This window comes from Aurantimicrobium minutum (genome assembly GCF_029894165.1).
Taxonomy (GTDB): domain Bacteria; phylum Actinomycetota; class Actinomycetes; order Actinomycetales; family Microbacteriaceae; genus Aurantimicrobium; species Aurantimicrobium minutum_A.
Map to the genome: position 1 here is coordinate 963301 of NZ_JARXXU010000001.1, position 15110 is coordinate 978410.

At 55.6% G+C, this 15110-nt stretch carries 19 protein-coding genes; 9 read left to right on the forward strand and 10 right to left on the reverse strand.

From position 1 onward, the window contains the following. Positions 1-8 precede the first annotated feature (8 nt). Complete coding sequence (locus M2119_RS04935) at positions 9-353, forward strand: hypothetical protein (RefSeq protein WP_280803839.1); 345 nt, start codon at positions 9-11, stop codon at positions 351-353. A 61-nt stretch (positions 354-414) separates the two neighbouring features. Here the strand turns inward: M2119_RS04935 and M2119_RS04940 are convergent, their stop codons facing one another. From M2119_RS04940 to M2119_RS04950, 3 genes are all read right to left on the reverse strand, one after another. Further along, positions 415-1125, reverse strand: coding sequence for a hypothetical protein (locus tag M2119_RS04940; protein ID WP_280803840.1), 711 nt, complete (start codon positions 1123-1125; stop codon positions 415-417). A 61-nt stretch (positions 1126-1186) separates the two neighbouring features. Next, positions 1187-2152 carry a DMT family transporter gene (locus tag M2119_RS04945; RefSeq protein ID WP_280803841.1) on the reverse strand — a complete coding sequence of 322 codons (966 nt, stop codon included), beginning with the start codon at positions 2150-2152 and terminating at the stop codon, positions 1187-1189. 80 nt (positions 2153-2232) lie between these two features. Further along, entirely contained in the window at positions 2233-3321 is a 1089-nt protein-coding gene (locus M2119_RS04950; protein WP_280803842.1) for an alpha/beta fold hydrolase, read from the reverse strand. Between the two features lie 37 nt (positions 3322-3358). Here M2119_RS04950 and msrA point away from each other — a divergent pair, with 37 nt between their 5' ends. From msrA to M2119_RS04975, 5 genes are all read left to right on the forward strand, one after another. Further along, on the forward strand, positions 3359-3883 hold the full coding sequence (gene msrA, locus M2119_RS04955; protein WP_280803843.1) for a peptide-methionine (S)-S-oxide reductase MsrA: 525 nt from the start codon (positions 3359-3361) through the stop codon (positions 3881-3883). A gap of 114 nt (positions 3884-3997) precedes the next feature. Next, positions 3998-4468 carry a single-stranded DNA-binding protein gene (gene ssb / locus M2119_RS04960; protein WP_280803844.1) on the forward strand — a complete coding sequence of 157 codons (471 nt, stop codon included), beginning with the start codon at positions 3998-4000 and terminating at the stop codon, positions 4466-4468. A 73-nt stretch (positions 4469-4541) separates the two neighbouring features. Next, complete coding sequence (locus M2119_RS04965; RefSeq protein ID WP_280803845.1) at positions 4542-5024, forward strand: DUF6993 domain-containing protein; 483 nt, start codon at positions 4542-4544, stop codon at positions 5022-5024. A gap of 16 nt (positions 5025-5040) precedes the next feature. Next, positions 5041-6723 carry an energy-dependent translational throttle protein EttA gene (ettA, locus tag M2119_RS04970; RefSeq protein ID WP_280803846.1) on the forward strand — a complete coding sequence of 561 codons (1683 nt, stop codon included), beginning with the start codon at positions 5041-5043 and terminating at the stop codon, positions 6721-6723. A 9-nt stretch (positions 6724-6732) separates the two neighbouring features. Further along, positions 6733-7221, forward strand: coding sequence for an acyl-CoA thioesterase (locus tag M2119_RS04975; RefSeq protein WP_280803847.1), 489 nt, complete (start codon positions 6733-6735; stop codon positions 7219-7221). 69 nt (positions 7222-7290) lie between these two features. Here the strand turns inward: M2119_RS04975 and M2119_RS04980 are convergent, their stop codons facing one another. Continuing rightward, positions 7291-7788 (reverse strand): hypothetical protein, encoded by a 498-nt coding sequence (locus tag M2119_RS04980; protein ID WP_280803848.1) that lies wholly within the window; start codon positions 7786-7788, stop codon positions 7291-7293. Then, positions 7778-7969 (reverse strand): helix-turn-helix transcriptional regulator, encoded by a 192-nt coding sequence (locus M2119_RS04985; protein WP_280803849.1) that lies wholly within the window; start codon positions 7967-7969, stop codon positions 7778-7780. The genes M2119_RS04980 and M2119_RS04985 overlap by 11 nt, the downstream gene beginning before the upstream one ends. Before the next feature lie 225 nt (positions 7970-8194). On the opposite strand from M2119_RS04985, the gene M2119_RS04990 reads away from it, so the two are divergent. Beyond that, a complete protein-coding gene (locus tag M2119_RS04990) occupies positions 8195-8872 on the forward strand; it encodes a DUF3800 domain-containing protein (RefSeq protein ID WP_280803850.1) in 678 nt (225 codons plus the stop codon). Positions 8873-8904: 32 nt separating this feature from the next. Here M2119_RS04990 and M2119_RS04995 read toward each other — a convergent pair whose 3' ends face one another. Next, on the reverse strand, positions 8905-9336 hold the full coding sequence (locus M2119_RS04995; protein ID WP_280803851.1) for a Rieske (2Fe-2S) protein: 432 nt from the start codon (positions 9334-9336) through the stop codon (positions 8905-8907). Then, a complete protein-coding gene (locus tag M2119_RS05000) occupies positions 9336-10226 on the reverse strand; it encodes an acyl-CoA thioesterase (RefSeq protein WP_280803852.1) in 891 nt (296 codons plus the stop codon). Before M2119_RS05000 ends, M2119_RS04995 begins: the two co-directional genes overlap by 1 nt. A 62-nt stretch (positions 10227-10288) precedes the next feature. On the opposite strand from M2119_RS05000, the gene M2119_RS05005 reads away from it, so the two are divergent. Then, positions 10289-10921, forward strand: a complete 633-nt coding sequence (locus M2119_RS05005; protein WP_280803853.1) for a hypothetical protein — start codon at positions 10289-10291, stop codon at positions 10919-10921. Here M2119_RS05005 and M2119_RS05010 read toward each other — a convergent pair whose 3' ends face one another. From M2119_RS05010 to pepN, 3 genes are read right to left on the reverse strand one after another with little or no spacing between them, the layout of a single operon-like run. Further along, on the reverse strand, positions 10922-11311 hold the full coding sequence (locus tag M2119_RS05010) for a globin (RefSeq protein ID WP_280803854.1): 390 nt from the start codon (positions 11309-11311) through the stop codon (positions 10922-10924). Then, complete coding sequence (locus M2119_RS05015; RefSeq protein ID WP_280803855.1) at positions 11311-12000, reverse strand: mechanosensitive ion channel family protein; 690 nt, start codon at positions 11998-12000, stop codon at positions 11311-11313. Before M2119_RS05015 ends, M2119_RS05010 begins: the two co-directional genes overlap by 1 nt. Before the next feature lie 3 nt (positions 12001-12003). Continuing rightward, on the reverse strand, positions 12004-14550 hold the full coding sequence (gene pepN, locus M2119_RS05020) for an aminopeptidase N (RefSeq protein ID WP_280803856.1): 2547 nt from the start codon (positions 14548-14550) through the stop codon (positions 12004-12006). Between the two features lie 64 nt (positions 14551-14614). On the opposite strand from pepN, the gene M2119_RS05025 reads away from it, so the two are divergent. Next, complete coding sequence (locus M2119_RS05025) at positions 14615-15106, forward strand: ribose-5-phosphate isomerase (RefSeq protein ID WP_280803857.1); 492 nt, start codon at positions 14615-14617, stop codon at positions 15104-15106. The last annotated feature ends 4 nt before the right edge of the window (positions 15107-15110 follow it).

A 15110-nucleotide genomic window follows, 5' to 3' on the forward strand; every position in this document is an offset into this window, starting at 1 on the left:
TTGTGTGCGTGGATACCCCCGTGAATGAAGAACAGCTACACGCCATCGGCAAGATTGCCCACACTTTCCTCTTTGTGTTGCATGACGGTGACATCGTGCATCGCAACACCGCTGTGAAGCTGGTGGCCGAGGAGCTGGAGATCCTCGATGAGGATTCCGATAAAGAGACGTTAGAACTCGTCGTGGACAAGCTCACGCCCTATCTCGACACCATGTTAGAGACCGGATTCCTGATTTCGAGGCCACAAAAGTCCGTCATGATCGCACCCAAGGGCCTCGAGGCCCTCGTCGATCATGAGGGAACATTCAGCACCGCCTTTGTTCAGGAACATTTCTCCTCGTTGCTGAATTAGTTCTCGAGTCTTAACCAGTGATGGCCTCCCCGAAGGGAGGCCATCACTGTGTATTCAAGCTTTAGAACATGTTGGGAATGCCGCCACGGTCATCTTCATCCTCGCGAGGAAGGCGAAGCGACGAGAGCGCGTCTTCCTCGGGGGTCGCAACAGGCGCTGCATAGTAGACAGGTTCAGGGGTTTCCACCGGAGCGGTGGCCGCTTCTGCATAGCTCTGTTCATACTGCTGGGCGACCCACGCGTCCTGCGCAGCGGCAACCTTAGCTTCTGGGGCTACTGACTGGTAGGCCCAGCGCTCGAGGTCGCTGGTGAAAATCTTGTTGGCCTTGCTGGGGCTGTGCAGCCAGAGCAAGAGGCGGTCACGGAACTCGGTGACAGCAGGGTCCAGTTGGTAGCCGAAGGTGGCAGAGTTGCGCTTCATTTCACCGAGCTGGTGGGTTGCCCAGTCCGCTGCGATGCCTGCACCCTTGACGTTGAGGAGGCGCACGCGAATGTCAATCTGGCCCACAGCACGGTCGCTGAGGATCTGCTCCTGGGGGCTGAGTGCATTCCAGACAGAGGCCTCCGTTGCGACATCGATGAGCGAGGCAATGACAGCAGACTTGGCCTGGTCTTCATTGGCTTTGATGTGTCGGCTGCTCACCTTGGAGGCAATAGCGCCACCTAGGATCAGGGCGACGACAACGCCGATAAGGAAAAAGGCGAGCACCAAAATGGTCGCACTGTTTGCGTTTGAGGAAAAGAAATCTTGAATGTCATTGAGCCAGTTCATAGTTTTCAAACTATGGCGATGCACAGGCGGGGGAGTTCTCCCACGCCCACACTTCAGGTATTTATCCCTTGGGGGTGGTGATGGTGCCGGTTGTGCCGGCGGTTGTCGTAGCGAGGTCAAGATCCATCACTTTGCCTGGGCGGGCAGTCTGCGCGAGCACGATACCGGCCACCACGATGGCGGCACCGAGGATCTGGACCAGGTTGAGTGCTTCTCCCAGCCACAACCACGCCACGACGAAGGCGAAGATCACTTCAGAGGAAGCAATGATGCCCGCAGGAGTGGCTTTCAAGCGCTTGAGAGCGACAAATGAGAGCACGAAAGAGACGAAAGAGCCCACCACCACTGCCCACAGCAAAGGAACCCAGAGCGGAACAATGACCTCTTCGAGTGAACCTGTCATCGAAATCTGTTGGGTGAGCACGGAGAGGTCAATTTCCCACCAGCTACTAAAGATTCCCCAGAAAGCTGTGGCAAACAGCATCGCCCAGAACGTCATTCCCATCACGCTCATGACCGTGAGTGCTTTCTCACCCACCATGAAGTAGACGGTGTAGGCGGCAGCGGCAATAAGGGCAGCAATCATGCCCCACAGCTCTACATGGGAATCCCAGACCTGCGCCACGATAGCTAGACCGGCTAAGACAAATCCGATAGCCACCCAAATACGGGGGCGGACCTGTTCTTTGAAGAACACTCGGGCAATCACCGCGACGGCCAATACTGCCAAGTATTCGAATAACAGTGCGATACCGACGCTGATCCGGGAGACAGCGACGGCGTAAAAATACTGCAGCCCGGCTACGCCAAATACGCCGAGCACAAACATCCAGAGCAATTGGCGTCTAGAAATGCGGAAAGACTTCCGGTCGCTCACCAGCAGAACAAGACCGGTCAGCACCATCACAGTCAGGGTTCGAAAGAAAGTCAGCTGTGCGGCAGAGAGCCCCGAGCTGACCAGAACCTTGATAACGCTTCCGTTGGCGCCAAAAATAAGCGCAGCCAGAAGTCCAATGATGTAGCCCATGTCAGTGTCTAATCTAGAGCACTCACGGACACCGTTAACCCTGTGATGCCCCCGCGAACGTGGGCATCACAGTAAAAGATCTAGAACTTAGAATCAAGCCAGGTTCTGGCTTCTTCAATCGAACTTTGTGGCAGAGAAAAGTGGTCATCGTTGGGGTAGGTCGACGAGGTGATGTCACCACCGAGCGCCTTAATCGCGTCAATGTATCCCAGTTGCCAGGGTAGCGGGCAGGGTCCGTTGGGGTCCTGTCCATCGATAAGGACGAGTATGGGAGCACTGGGCTTCATCTGGGCCGCAGAGCCCTTCTCAAATGCCTGCATCCAGATTGGAAGTTTCGACTTATCAACCTGAATCATCGCGCCCTGGAGATGAAAGTTGCGCGTGAGGATGTCACCGAAGTGGTGCACAGGGGCCGTGTTCCAGTTCTCCTCGAACATCTGCTTACCCAGCGGGGTGAAGACGTCATCCAAGGAAAGGGTCTCAGGGAATGCTGCGGGGAAAGCCCCCAGGATCATGAAAAGGTGAGCGTCCGGGGGAGTCGGTGCGCCATCGCCTGCAAGAGTGGCACCCAGACCGGGCAATTTCAAAGCAACCGAGGGAACACCGGGGGACATCGCCGCGGCACCCACAAGTTCCAGTTCGCCCAGAGCGTCTGAAGAAAGTTCAGCAGCGGCGGCAGCAGTGCCGCCGCCTTGGGACCATCCGACAACACCGAACTTGGTTCCAGCTCCAATATTCATTTCACGGGCTGCGTGCACGATGTTGACAGCATCTAAGGCATTCGTGACGTTGACGGTGTACTGGTGAGTTCCAGGAGTACCCATGCCCTGGTAGTCCGTGGCCACAACTATCCAGCCCTCGTCAATGAATGTCTGAAGACCTGGGACCCCGTAGTCAATGTTGGTAGTCGAGCCGGAGGCGAAATAGAGGGTGAGTTCACGAGCTGGTTCGGGCTGAGCTGAAGGGCAGGATGCGTCTCCCATGCCCGTGGTGCCGTGTGCCCAGGACATGACCTTCCGCTCTGTCCCCGGTGCTGTGGGGGCAATCACCAGTCCCGTCGATTCCGTTTCTTTACCTTGCACATCCTGGGAGCGGTAGTGAATGCGGTAGGCCACCGCTCCGATGATGCTGGTGGGGATGGTGTTCTGAGAAATCAATACGGCCGACATAGGTACCCTTCGTCTGGAATGTCTCTAATCTAGAGCTATGACAACTTTTGTTCTTGGTGGCGGCTGTTTCTGGTGTCTTGATGCGGTCTACCGCACACTCAACGGTGTCAGTGATGTCATCTCTGGCTACGCCGGTGGTGTCACGGTCAACCCCAGCTATGAAGCCGTGTGCACGGGCAACACCGGTCATGCTGAAGTAGTCAAGGTTGTCTTCGATGAGGCTGTGATTCCTGCTGAGGTCATCCTTGATGTGTTCTTTACCCTGCACGATCCTCGTCAGCTCAACCACCAGGGTAATGATGTGGGGACGCAGTATCGCTCAGCCATGTTCTACCAAAGCCCCGAACAGGAAGCTCTGTTTGCCGCTGCTATTGAACGTGCAAATGAATACTGGGGTGGCGGAATTGTCACCACCCTGGAACCTCTAGAAGTGTTTTATGACGCCGAGGAATACCACCAGGACTTCTTTGCTCGTAACCCAGGTCAGGGTTACTGCCTTGCTGTTGCTGTTCCTAAGGTCAACAAGGTGCGCGCATCGTTCGCGTCCTACATCCGCAACTAGTCCTTCACAGCCCTGTAACCGGTGAATTAACCACTAGTTTTCTGTTCTGCCCTGATTGTTGTCCTTGAGTGGCTCATTCTTCGTTCACGTGTTACCGAACGAAAGGACGTCACCATGACAGACACCATCACACTCACCGGGTTGGTTGCCACCACCCCACGACACCTCACTACCAGTGAGGGTCTCGCGATTACAAGCTTTCGTCTGGCCTCGAGCCAACGTCGCTTTGATCGCCCCACACAACGCTGGGTCGACGGCGACACCAATTGGTATACCGTCTCCAGTTTCCGCGCGCTCGCCGATAACGTTGCCGTCTCGGTCAACAAGGGCGATCGCGTTGTCGTGAGCGGAAAACTGCGCATTCGCGATTGGGAAAACACAGACCGCTCAGGAACCACGGTGGAGGTTGAAGCGGAGAATGTCGGCCACGACCTGCTCTGGGGAATCTCTACCTACACTCGTAATTCCAGCTCCAGCGACGCGGCACAGGTTGTCGCAGATGACTGGGGTGGTCTCCCCGATAAGGACGGTGACGACGAAGACCTCCCACTTGCAGCCAAAGGTCGCAAAAAAGTCGCGGCCTAGTTGATGTGAGCTCAATCACAGAACGCCCCCTTTAGACTTGGGGGCGTTCTGTCATGTTGGAGGGAGGTGCCCGATGAATATTCGCCGTGCTGTCATCGTTACGAGTGCCCTGGTGATTTCCCTTGGTCTTGCTTCTTGTTCTGCGCCGTCCGAGAAGGCTGCGTCTTCACTGTCACCTTCTGAAACTGCCACTTCTCTTGCCACAGCAACCCCCACGCCTCCCCCCGTCTTTCTTCCCGAGGGCACGGCAACTGAGAACCTTGAGTATCTCGGCTGGGTAATCAGCACCACTGTGGCATCTGACCCCGCAGCAGATTCGTATGCAGTTGCCTCGGCAGTGGGTGCGTCAGGATTTGACCCTGCAACCGTGCAGTTCACCTTCTCCACCACGGCAGCGGGTTTGCCTGCTGACACGTCGGAGATTGCGGTGCAGTTCGCCGGGGAGTGTTTGATTGGGCAATATGGTCCTGCACAGCCCACCGTGATCACGAAAGTGATGCCGCTTCTGGCTAGCGGTGGGTGCTTGATCGGCACGGACGTTCAGCCACTGAGCTAACGCCTAGAATTGAGCCATGGCTGAGTTCATTTATTCCATGGTTCGTGCCCGCAAGGCAGTGGGCGACAAGCTCATTCTCGATGACGTCACAATGTCGTTCTTCCCTGGCGCCAAGATTGGTGTCGTTGGACCCAACGGTGCTGGTAAGTCGACCATTTTGAAAATCATGGCAGGTCTCGACACTCCGTCGAACGGTGAGGCCAAGCTCAGCCCCGGCTACTCGGTTGGCATCCTCATGCAGGAGCCAGAACTCGATGAAAACAAGACAGTTCTGCAGAACGTGCAGGACGGTGTTGGCGAGATCATGGGCAAAATCAACCGTTTCAATGAGATTTCTGCCGCCATGGGTGAGCCGGATGCAGACTTTGACACTCTTCTGGCCGAGATGGGTACCTTGCAGGAAGATATCGACGCCGCCAACGGTTGGGATCTTGATTCTCAGTTGGACCAGGCCATGGATGCACTGCGTTGTCCTCCAGGCGACTGGCCTGTAGACAAGCTCTCCGGTGGAGAGAAGCGCCGTGTTGCGCTCTGCAAACTGCTCCTGCAGAAGCCTGACCTCTTGTTGCTCGATGAGCCCACAAACCACCTCGATGCGGAGTCAGTGCTCTGGCTCGAACAGCACTTGGCCAAGTATCCCGGTGCTGTCCTGGCCGTCACACACGACCGTTACTTCCTCGACCACGTCGCGGAATGGATCGCAGAAGTCGACCGCGGACACCTGTACCCGTATGAGGGCAACTACTCTACGTACTTGGAGAAGAAGCGCGACCGTTTGGAAGTACAGGGCAAGAAGGACGCCAAGCTCTCGCGTCGTCTCTCTGAAGAGCTCGAGTGGGTCCGCTCCAACGCCAAGGGACGCCAGGCCAAGTCGAAGGCACGTCTTGCTCGTTATGAAGAGATGGCTGCGGAGGCAGAAAAGACGCGCAAACTGGACTTCGAAGAAATTGTGATTCCTGCAGGTCCCCGTCTGGGCGCTGTTGTCCTCGAGGTCAAAAACCTCAAGAAGGGCTTTGGTGACCGCACCCTCATCGACGGTCTGTCCTTCTCGCTTCCTCGTAATGGCATTGTTGGAATTATCGGGCCGAACGGTGCCGGTAAGTCGACCCTGTTCAAGACCATTGTGGGCATGGAAGAACCAGACAGTGGTGAAGTTAAGATCGGTGAAACCGTCAAGATTTCCTACGTTGACCAGAGCCGTGGCGGTATTGACCCTAACCTCAACCTGTGGGAGGTCGTCTCTGATGGTCTCGACTTCATTCAGGTCGGGAACGTCGAAATTCCTAGCCGTGCCTACGTCTCCACTTTTGGCTTCAAGGGTCCAGACCAGCAGAAGAAGGCAGGTGTGCTCTCCGGTGGTGAGCGTAACCGTCTGAACCTCGCGCTGACGCTCAAGCAGGGTGGAAACCTTCTTCTGCTCGATGAGCCCACCAACGACTTGGACGTGGAAACTCTCGGAAGCCTCGAGAACGCACTGCTCGAATTCCCCGGTTGTGCTGTGGTCATCACACACGACCGGTGGTTCCTTGACCGCATTGCCACCCACATTTTGGCTTATGAAGGTACCGACGAAAACCCCAGCTACTGGCACTGGTTTGAGGGTAACTTCGAGTCCTATGAGGCCAACAAGATTGAGCGCCTCGGTGCTGACGCGGCCAAGCCACACAGCAGCACCTACCGCAAGCTCACGCGCGACTAAAGGATTCTGATGCGTTTACACATCCCCACGAACATCCGTTGGTCTGACCTGGATGCCTATGGGCATGTGAATAACGCCGCCATGTTTGGCCTACTCGAAGAAGCGCGTATTCACGCATTCTGGGCAGGGGATTCGGGGCACGGTGACGATCACTTGGCTACCCGCATTCTCGAAGGTGGGCCTACGGCTGACACCTTCACCCTCATTGCACATCAAGAGATTGAATACCTCGCACCTATTCCGTATATGCGTGAGCCCCTGGATTTGCAGATGTGGCTCGGTCACGTCGGGGGAGCAAGCCTCGAAGTGTGTTACGAAATTTACTCGCCGACGCAAACAGCGACTGCAGAGAACCCGCAGCAGCTCTTTGCCAAAGCAACGACGACCATTGTGCTGGTTGATGCGAAGACCACAAAACCACGTCGAATGACGGAAATTGAACGTGAAGCCGTCGCGCCCTATGTGGGCGACACGCTGAGCTTCAAGCGCCGAACATAGTTGATTACCAGCCAGAGAGGTCCCGTGAGTTTTCAAGGGGACCTCTCTGGTTGGAGGTAAACGAAGGAACTACTTCACTTTTCGCGTTACGGCAAACACGCTCGACAAGACAGCGATCACTCCGAAAATAGCTAAAACATAAACGGAGGTGTAGCTGAAGTAATAAAATGCGCTTGGGGAACAGAAATGGTCAGTTGTTCCTTGGGGAACGATACAGCTTGAGAAAGCAATGTCATCTGTGTACCACGCGTATCCGCTGTAGAACAGAATGCTGGCGAATATAGCGAATATCAAGGCTAGGGTTAGTTTGCCAACGAGGCTAAATCCCCACTCGACCTGCTTGGCTTCGCGTTCATCTCTGGGGTTCAACATCAAGATGCGCTCAAAAGGAGTGCTTGATTTTCTTTTTGCGAGAAAGCTGAGCGCCAGCAAGATTATTCCCAGGATGATTGCTGGTATCGAAATATTTGGGGATTCAAAAACGATGAATTCAATCCCGAAAATAATGGCGATAATCCCAAGGAGAACGGGAAATGCTGAACTGTTTATCCGGCGTTTAGTCAACATGGAACACCTCTTCTACATTTGATTCGAAATAGCGTGCTATTCGGATTGCGAGCTCGAGTGAAGGAGAATATTTCTCTGTTTCAATGGCGTTAATCGTTTGGCGTGAGACGCCTAACAGCTCTGCCAGATCGGCCTGAGATAGTTCCGCTTTAGCTCGAAGATCGCGGAGTGAACTTTTCATATGTAAAGCTTGCTTTACATCATCGATTATGTCAAGCAGGCTTTACATATTAATTTCCACAGAAATTGAAAAATCAAAGACAAAGCTTTGAGCGGTGCCTGTTATAGTTATCTCGTTGGGCTGGTCGAGAGACCCGGGTCCACATCAAGGCGAAGGAAGTCCTTCGCTACACAAAAATGACGGTGGATTTTCCTCCGTCATTTTGTTTTGGCGAATGGGGTAGCGGTGTCGACGCTAAGTATTTTCGTCGATGAGTCGGGGGACTTCGGCGAATCAGACATTGGGTACTACGTTGTTTCAATGGTTTTCCATGAACAGAAACAACTACTCCAAAAACATTTGGATCTACTGCAAGAGAAGCTCAGCTACACAGATATGGGTGACCACACTGTTCACAGTGGTGCGGCAATTCGGGGTGAAGCGGAATATCGAAATATTTCACTGAATGTTCGCAAGGCAGTCGTTGATCGACTTTTTTCATTTGTTCGTAGCGCACCCATTTATCACGAGACACTCTTTTTCAGACGGAAAGATGTGAAGGACCGTCTTGCCCTGGAAGCAGCAATTTCGAGAGGTCTGGGTGGTTTTCTTCAAGAACTAAGCACTTATTTTCGCGGTTTTGAAAACGTCATCATTTATTACGACAACGGCCAAGCGGAACTCACCAGAATTCTCAATGTTGTTATGAATGCATATTTTTTGAACGTTGAATTTCGAAATGTTGCACCATCTGAATACCGACTTTTCCAAGCTGCTGATCTTTATTGCACTCTTGAGCTTCTTAGAGGAAAAGACGAAGACAATGCATTGACGAAGTCGGATCTCTATTTCTTTGAGTCTGCTCGAAATCTGCGCCACCAATATCTAAAGAAGATCTCGAGAAAGAGACTTCCTGGAAATTAATCGAGAGCAGAGAGGCTGATTCTCCAGCGTACTTACGCGGTATAAATCACGCCGTCGGTGACAACAACGGCATATTGCTGTAGGAGTTCTTGTGCAGGGCCACCGGTGGGTTTACCTGTGCTCATGTCATAGGTGGCCTGGTGACAGTCGCACACGATTTCTTTATCGCGACAACCCACGAGGCACCCTTGGTGTGTGCAGACGGCACTGAATGCCTTGAATGCACCCTCTCTCTCCTGTGTCACAACCATCGGGGTGCCCTGAACAGTGAAATTTGCACCACCCCCGACGGGGACGTCCCCCGCGGGTCCTACTTCGAGGCCAGATTGAGTGACCATTGTCGAGGTCGCCGTTTGATCTGCCGAGCATCCTGTGAGCACCACCGCGACGCCGGCTGCCCCTAGTGCGCTCAGGCCGAGGAGTTCACGGCGTGTGAGCTGGGGAGTGAGATTACGAGCTGCCATTAGATCTCCATTCCGGGAACGCGAATCATTCCTTCTTGTGCGACAGATGCCAGAAGTATTCCTTCGCGGGAATAGATCCGACCTTGAGTTAAACCGCGGCCGCCTTGCGCACTCGGGGATTCTTGGACATAGAGAACCCACTCGTCGATGCGTCCAAAGCGGTGAAACCACATGGCGTGGTCGAGGCTTGCCGTTTTAAGTCCGGGCGTGGACCACGCAACACCATGCCGACGCAGGATGGGTTCGAGCAGGGTGTAGTCGCTGGCATAGGCGAGGGCAGCTCGGTGGAACGCAGGGTCATCGGGCAGGGCAGACAAGCTGCGCATCCACACCGCTTGGTGGGCCACATGGGAGCCGTTGACAGTGAGGTAAATGGGGGATTCAACGTGACGCAGGTCAATCGGGCGCTGAGTGGCCCAATACTTTGCCACGGGGTGATCAACGTCTCCGAGCACTGATTCCACGGTTGGCAGGGTTTCAGGGTCGGGAATATCGCTGGGCATTTCGATGAAATGATCCAGTCCTGGATCTTCCACTTGGAACGAGGCAATCATGGAGAAGATGGGGGCGCCGTTTTGATAGGCCTGGGTGCGACGAGTCGAGAAAGAGCGACCGTCGTGAATGCGATCCACCGAGAACGTAATGGGTTGGGTGGCATCACCGGCTCGCAAGAAGTAGCCGTGCAGAGAGTGCACGGGGCGTTCTGGGTCAACCGTGTTCGACGCGGCCACGAGGGACTGTGCCATGACCTGGCCGCCATAGACGCGGCCGTGCGGCATGTATTGGCTGGGGGCAGTGAAAACATCCTCCCCGTTGACGCTGGGCTCGGTGGCCAGGCTCAGCGTGGCGAGAAGAGCCTCTGTATTGGGGTGGGATGACACAGGATGCATGAGTCCTCAACGGGTTCGGTGCGAAACGCAGAAGTGATTCATTCGCTAGTTTAGGTTGAGACATGACGAATACGGTGACCCTCGCGAGCGAGCATGATTCTGCAGACCTCAAGACGTTCCTCGAGCGTGCTGATCGGCTCGGGTGTGAACATGTCTGGCTTATCGGTGCCGGCACTGCTCTCGTGGCGTATGTGGCTGTTTTGACACCCCAGGGATTGCTGGATATTGCTCCCACGGTGCTCGGAATGCGCATTTTTGAACGCTCCGAAGATTCCTCCCTAGATACCGTGGTGCACGTCCGCGCGATGCTCGATCGTCTCGCCCACGACGCGCTCGTGATTCCTCTGCCTGTCGGACAAGCGGGAATTGCGTGGACGGGTGTTGCCCCGCCCCGCGGTGGCTGGAAGCCAACCGGTGACATGCTCGAAATCGAGCTTCACCTCACTGCAAAAGCCGGGATTGAAGAAGTGGCCCAAGCCAACGGGCTGGGCACCAACATCGTTACCGCGGTGCGCGAAGAAGTCTGGCGTCGTCCCCTCAACGTGCAGCACACGGAGGCCGCCATTACCGTGCCAGCGGGGATCGCTTTTGCCGGCTTTGGCCTGGGATTCTTTGGAACCGGTATCGCTCAGGTCACGCAATCAGGCGCGTGGACGCGCATCACGACCGAGCGTGGCCACATTCTGGTGAAGTAGTTATTCCTCGAAGGTATTCGTCATGGCATATGCCGCACGCTCGAGATAGCTCAGTAACGTTTCGCGGTGTAAGGGCGAGAGGTGCAGGGTGTCCACGGCATGTTCCATGTGGCCTAACCAGCGATCACGGGCGTCCGGATTGATTCTGTAGGGCATGTGACGCATCCGCAGGCGGGGGTGCCCGCGGGTATCGCTATAGGTGGAGGGGCCGCCCCAGTATTGCTCGAGGAAAAGCTTGAGTCGCTCTTCTGCAGGGCCGAGGTCCTCTTCTGGATACATGGGCTTGAGCACGGGGTCCATGGCTACACCTTTGTAAAACTCGTGAGCGAGCTTGGCAAAGACCGCCTCACCGCCTACCTCCTCATAGAAGGAGACCAGTTCTTCGCTCATTACTCAGAAGCCTGCGTTGCGCTCGTGTCGCGGACGGCTTTCTTTACGGGGGCCTTCTTGGTCACAAGCTTCTTGGCGGGTTGTTTCACAAAAGCGGCAATCGGCTCTGCGGCTTCACCATATGTCATGTTTCCCACACGGGTGATTTCACCGTTACGCACAAACCAGATGGTCCCGTCATCACCCCTGATCGTGGTGATGCGCACACCGACCGACTCCACCACGCCAATGGCGAGCCCCACATCAACGCGGTCACCCACGCCGAGTTGGTCTTCAAAGACCATGAACATTCCGTTGAGGACGTCCTTCACAATGTTCTGGGCACCAAAACCCAAGGCTGCAGCACCGATACCGGCAGAGGCCACAATGGCAGTCACCGAGACACCAATTTCTTGCAACACGATAATGACCGCCACAGAAATTACCAGCCACGAGATCACGTTGCTAAAAACGGTGCCCATGGTTTGGGTGCGCTGAACCTGGCGCAACGCGGTGATGTTGGCCGGAACGCCCGCAAGCGCATGTTTCTGGTTCTTGTTGTGGGCATCGGTCACCATGCGACGAATCACACGGCGGCTCATAGCCAACAAAATCCAGCGAATAATCGCTGCGGTGACAACGGTCACCACAATGTTGATGGGGATAGAAGCTGCGTGATAGATCTCGTAGAGAGTGTCCGTAATGTTCATCGGTTAGCCCTGAGCGTCCCGTGCCTGCGCCTTGAGCGTGCGCTCGGTGCCGGCCAGGTTCTCCACGATCAAACGGCGCAGCGGTGCTGGCGGGTTGTTTGTCGCGAGGTAGTTGCGCGTTGCCTCAGCGAGCGCTTCGTTGGCCAGCGGGGAGGGGTAGTAGCTTTCGACGAGTTCCTCTGCGATGGCATAGCTTCTGTGTGCCCAGATCTTCTCGATCGCGTCGAAGTATTGGGCAATGAAAGGCTCAAGTACCGCGAGGTCCTGTGCTTTATTGAAACCCAGGCCGGTTGCGCGCACGATGAGGTTGGGCTTGTCATCGGCTACCCAGACAGAATCCCAGGCGGCTTGCTTCTGGGAGAGCGTGGGCAGCGCAGCCTTAGCGTGCGCTGCAGACTGTGCACCGGTCGCCGTGTTGTCTTCAGCGAGGTACGCGTCGATGTCTGCTTCGTTCACGCGGCCACCTGCGGCCAGCGAGATGAGCAGTTCCCAGCCCAAGTCAGTGTCGATATCGAGAGAACCGAGTGAAATTGTTCCAGCACGCAATGCCTTGACATTATCGAGCTGTTCTTCGGTGGTCGCCAGGGCTGCAAAGCTGCGCAGGAACTGGAACTGGAGGTCGCTCCCAGCCTCAGCGTCGTTGGCAAGTTTCCACAAGGCGTTAGCTACCCGAATGGTTTGCGCCTCGCGTGTGGCGGGATCCACATAGCTGGTGGCTACCAGGAGCAGCTGGCTCAGCACAGTGCGCACAACGGTGGACTCTGACTCTGTCGCAATGTTGCCCAGCACCAGGTCAATAAAGTCACGCCCAGCAGTCTCGGCATCGCGAGTGGAATCCCACACCGAACCCCACACGAGCGAACGTGCCAGGGGGTCTTCGATGTCTTTGAGGTTAGCAATGGCAACCCTCAAAGACGCTTCATCGAGACGAATCTTGGCGTAGGCAAGGTCGTCATCGTTGATCAGGATCAAATCGGGGCGTGTTAGTCCCACCAGTTCAGTTACGGAGGTACTCACGCCATCGACATCCAGCTCAATACGGTGAACGCGCACCAACTTGCCGTTAGACAGGTTGTAAAAACCAATAGCCATGCGGTGCGGGCGAATGGTGGGCCAGTCAGCAGGCGCAGTCTGCTCAATGCTGAAGCTCGTGATTGTTCCGTCTGTATCGGTAGCCAGGGCGGGACGCAGCGTGTTTACACCGGCTGTTTCCAGCCAGAGCTTGGACCAGGTGGTCAGATCGCGGCCAGAGGTTGCTTCAAGTTCGACGAGAAGGTCGGTGAGTTCGGTGTTGCCGTAGGCGTGCTTTTTGAAGTACTGGCCAACTCCGGCGAGGAACTGGTCTTGACCAACCCAGGCACCCAGTTGCTTGAGTACCGAGCCACCCTTGGCATAGGTGATGCCATCAAAGTTGACACGCACTGCATCGAGGTCTGGAATATCCGCCACGATGGGGTGGGTCGACGGAAGCTGATCCTGGCGATACGCCCAGCTCTTCTCCATCACGGCAAAGGTGGTCCAGGCTTCGTGCCACTCGGTGGCCTCAGCCGTGGCCAAGGTGGATGCGTATTCGGCAAAGCTCTCGTTGAGCCACAGGTCATTCCACCAGCGCATGGTGACGAGGTCGCCAAACCACATGTGCGCTAGTTCGTGCAGAATCGTGACCACACGACGCTCACGAATGGCATCGGTCACCTTGGAGCGGAAGACGTAGCTCTCAGTGAAGGTGACACAGCCAGCGTTTTCCATCGCGCCTGCATTGAATTCAGGCACGAACAGCTGGTCATACTTCTCGAATGGGTAGGCGTAGTCAAACTTGCTCTCAAAATACGCGAAACCCTGACGGGTCTTCTCGAAGACGTAGTCAGCATCCATGTATTCAGACAATGACTTACGGCAGAACACACCCAGTGGAATCACGCGACCGTCGCTGCTGGTCAGTTCACTGCGCACCACGTCGTAAGGGCCGGCAACAAGGGCGGTGATGTAGCTGGAGATGCGGGGAGTGGGAGCAAAGCTCCAGGTGGCGGTGCCGTTGTCTCCCTTGACGGGAGCGGGAGTGGGCTGGTTGCTGGTGAGCACCCAGTAGTCAGGCGCGGTCACGGTGAAAGCGAATGTTGCTTTGAGGTCAGGCTGCTCGAACACGGCAAACATGCGGCGAGAGTCGGGGACTTCGAACTGGGTGTAAAGGTAGACCTCGCCGTCGACAGGGTCAACGAAGCGGTGCAGACCCTCACCAGTGTTGGTGTACTTCGCCTCGGCGACAATCATCAGAGTGTTCTGTGCCGCGAGGTTGTCTAACTGGATACGCACGCCAGTGCTCACTGCTGAAGGGTCCAATTCGACCCCGTTGAGTGTGACACTGTGCACGCTCGAGGTGATGGCATCAATGAAAGTGGAGTAGCCAGCTGCGGCAGAGAAATTGACCGTGGTGGTGGTCCCAAAAACTTCTGCACCTCGCATCAAGTCCAGGTCGACCTGGTAGCTGTGCACGGCAATGTTCTGCGCGCGATCGATGGCTTCTAAGCGGGTGAGGTTCTCTCCGGACACTACTTTTCCTTCCAGCGGTTTATATAAGAGCCTAACCCGGCCACACCGCCCCTAAAATCGAGGAATGCGCATTCATATCGCCACCGACCACGCTGGACTCGAATTCAGCCAGTTCCTGCAGAATCACTTGGCCGAGGCCGGTCACGAGGTCATCGACCACGGACCAGTTGAATATGACGCACTCGATGACTATCCCGCCTTCTGCATCAACGCTGCCGCAGCTGTTGCTGCCGACCAGGCCGCCGGTGTGCAGGCCCTGGGCATCGTCTTTGGCGGTTCCGGTAATGGCGAGCAGATTGCGGCTAACAAGGTCGCAGGCATCCGTGCGGCACTGGTGTGGAGCCTCTCCACGGCAGAGCTCGCCCGTCAACACAACGATGCCAATGTCATCTCGATTGGAGCCCGTCAGCACACTCTTGAGGAAGCAGTGAGTTTCATCGATGCATTTATTGCAGAGCCTTTCTCCGGAGATGAGCGTCACGTCCGTCGTATCGCGCAGCTGGCGGAGTATGAAACCACTGGTGATATCGCCGGCAAGGGTGTCGACAAGTACTAAGGCC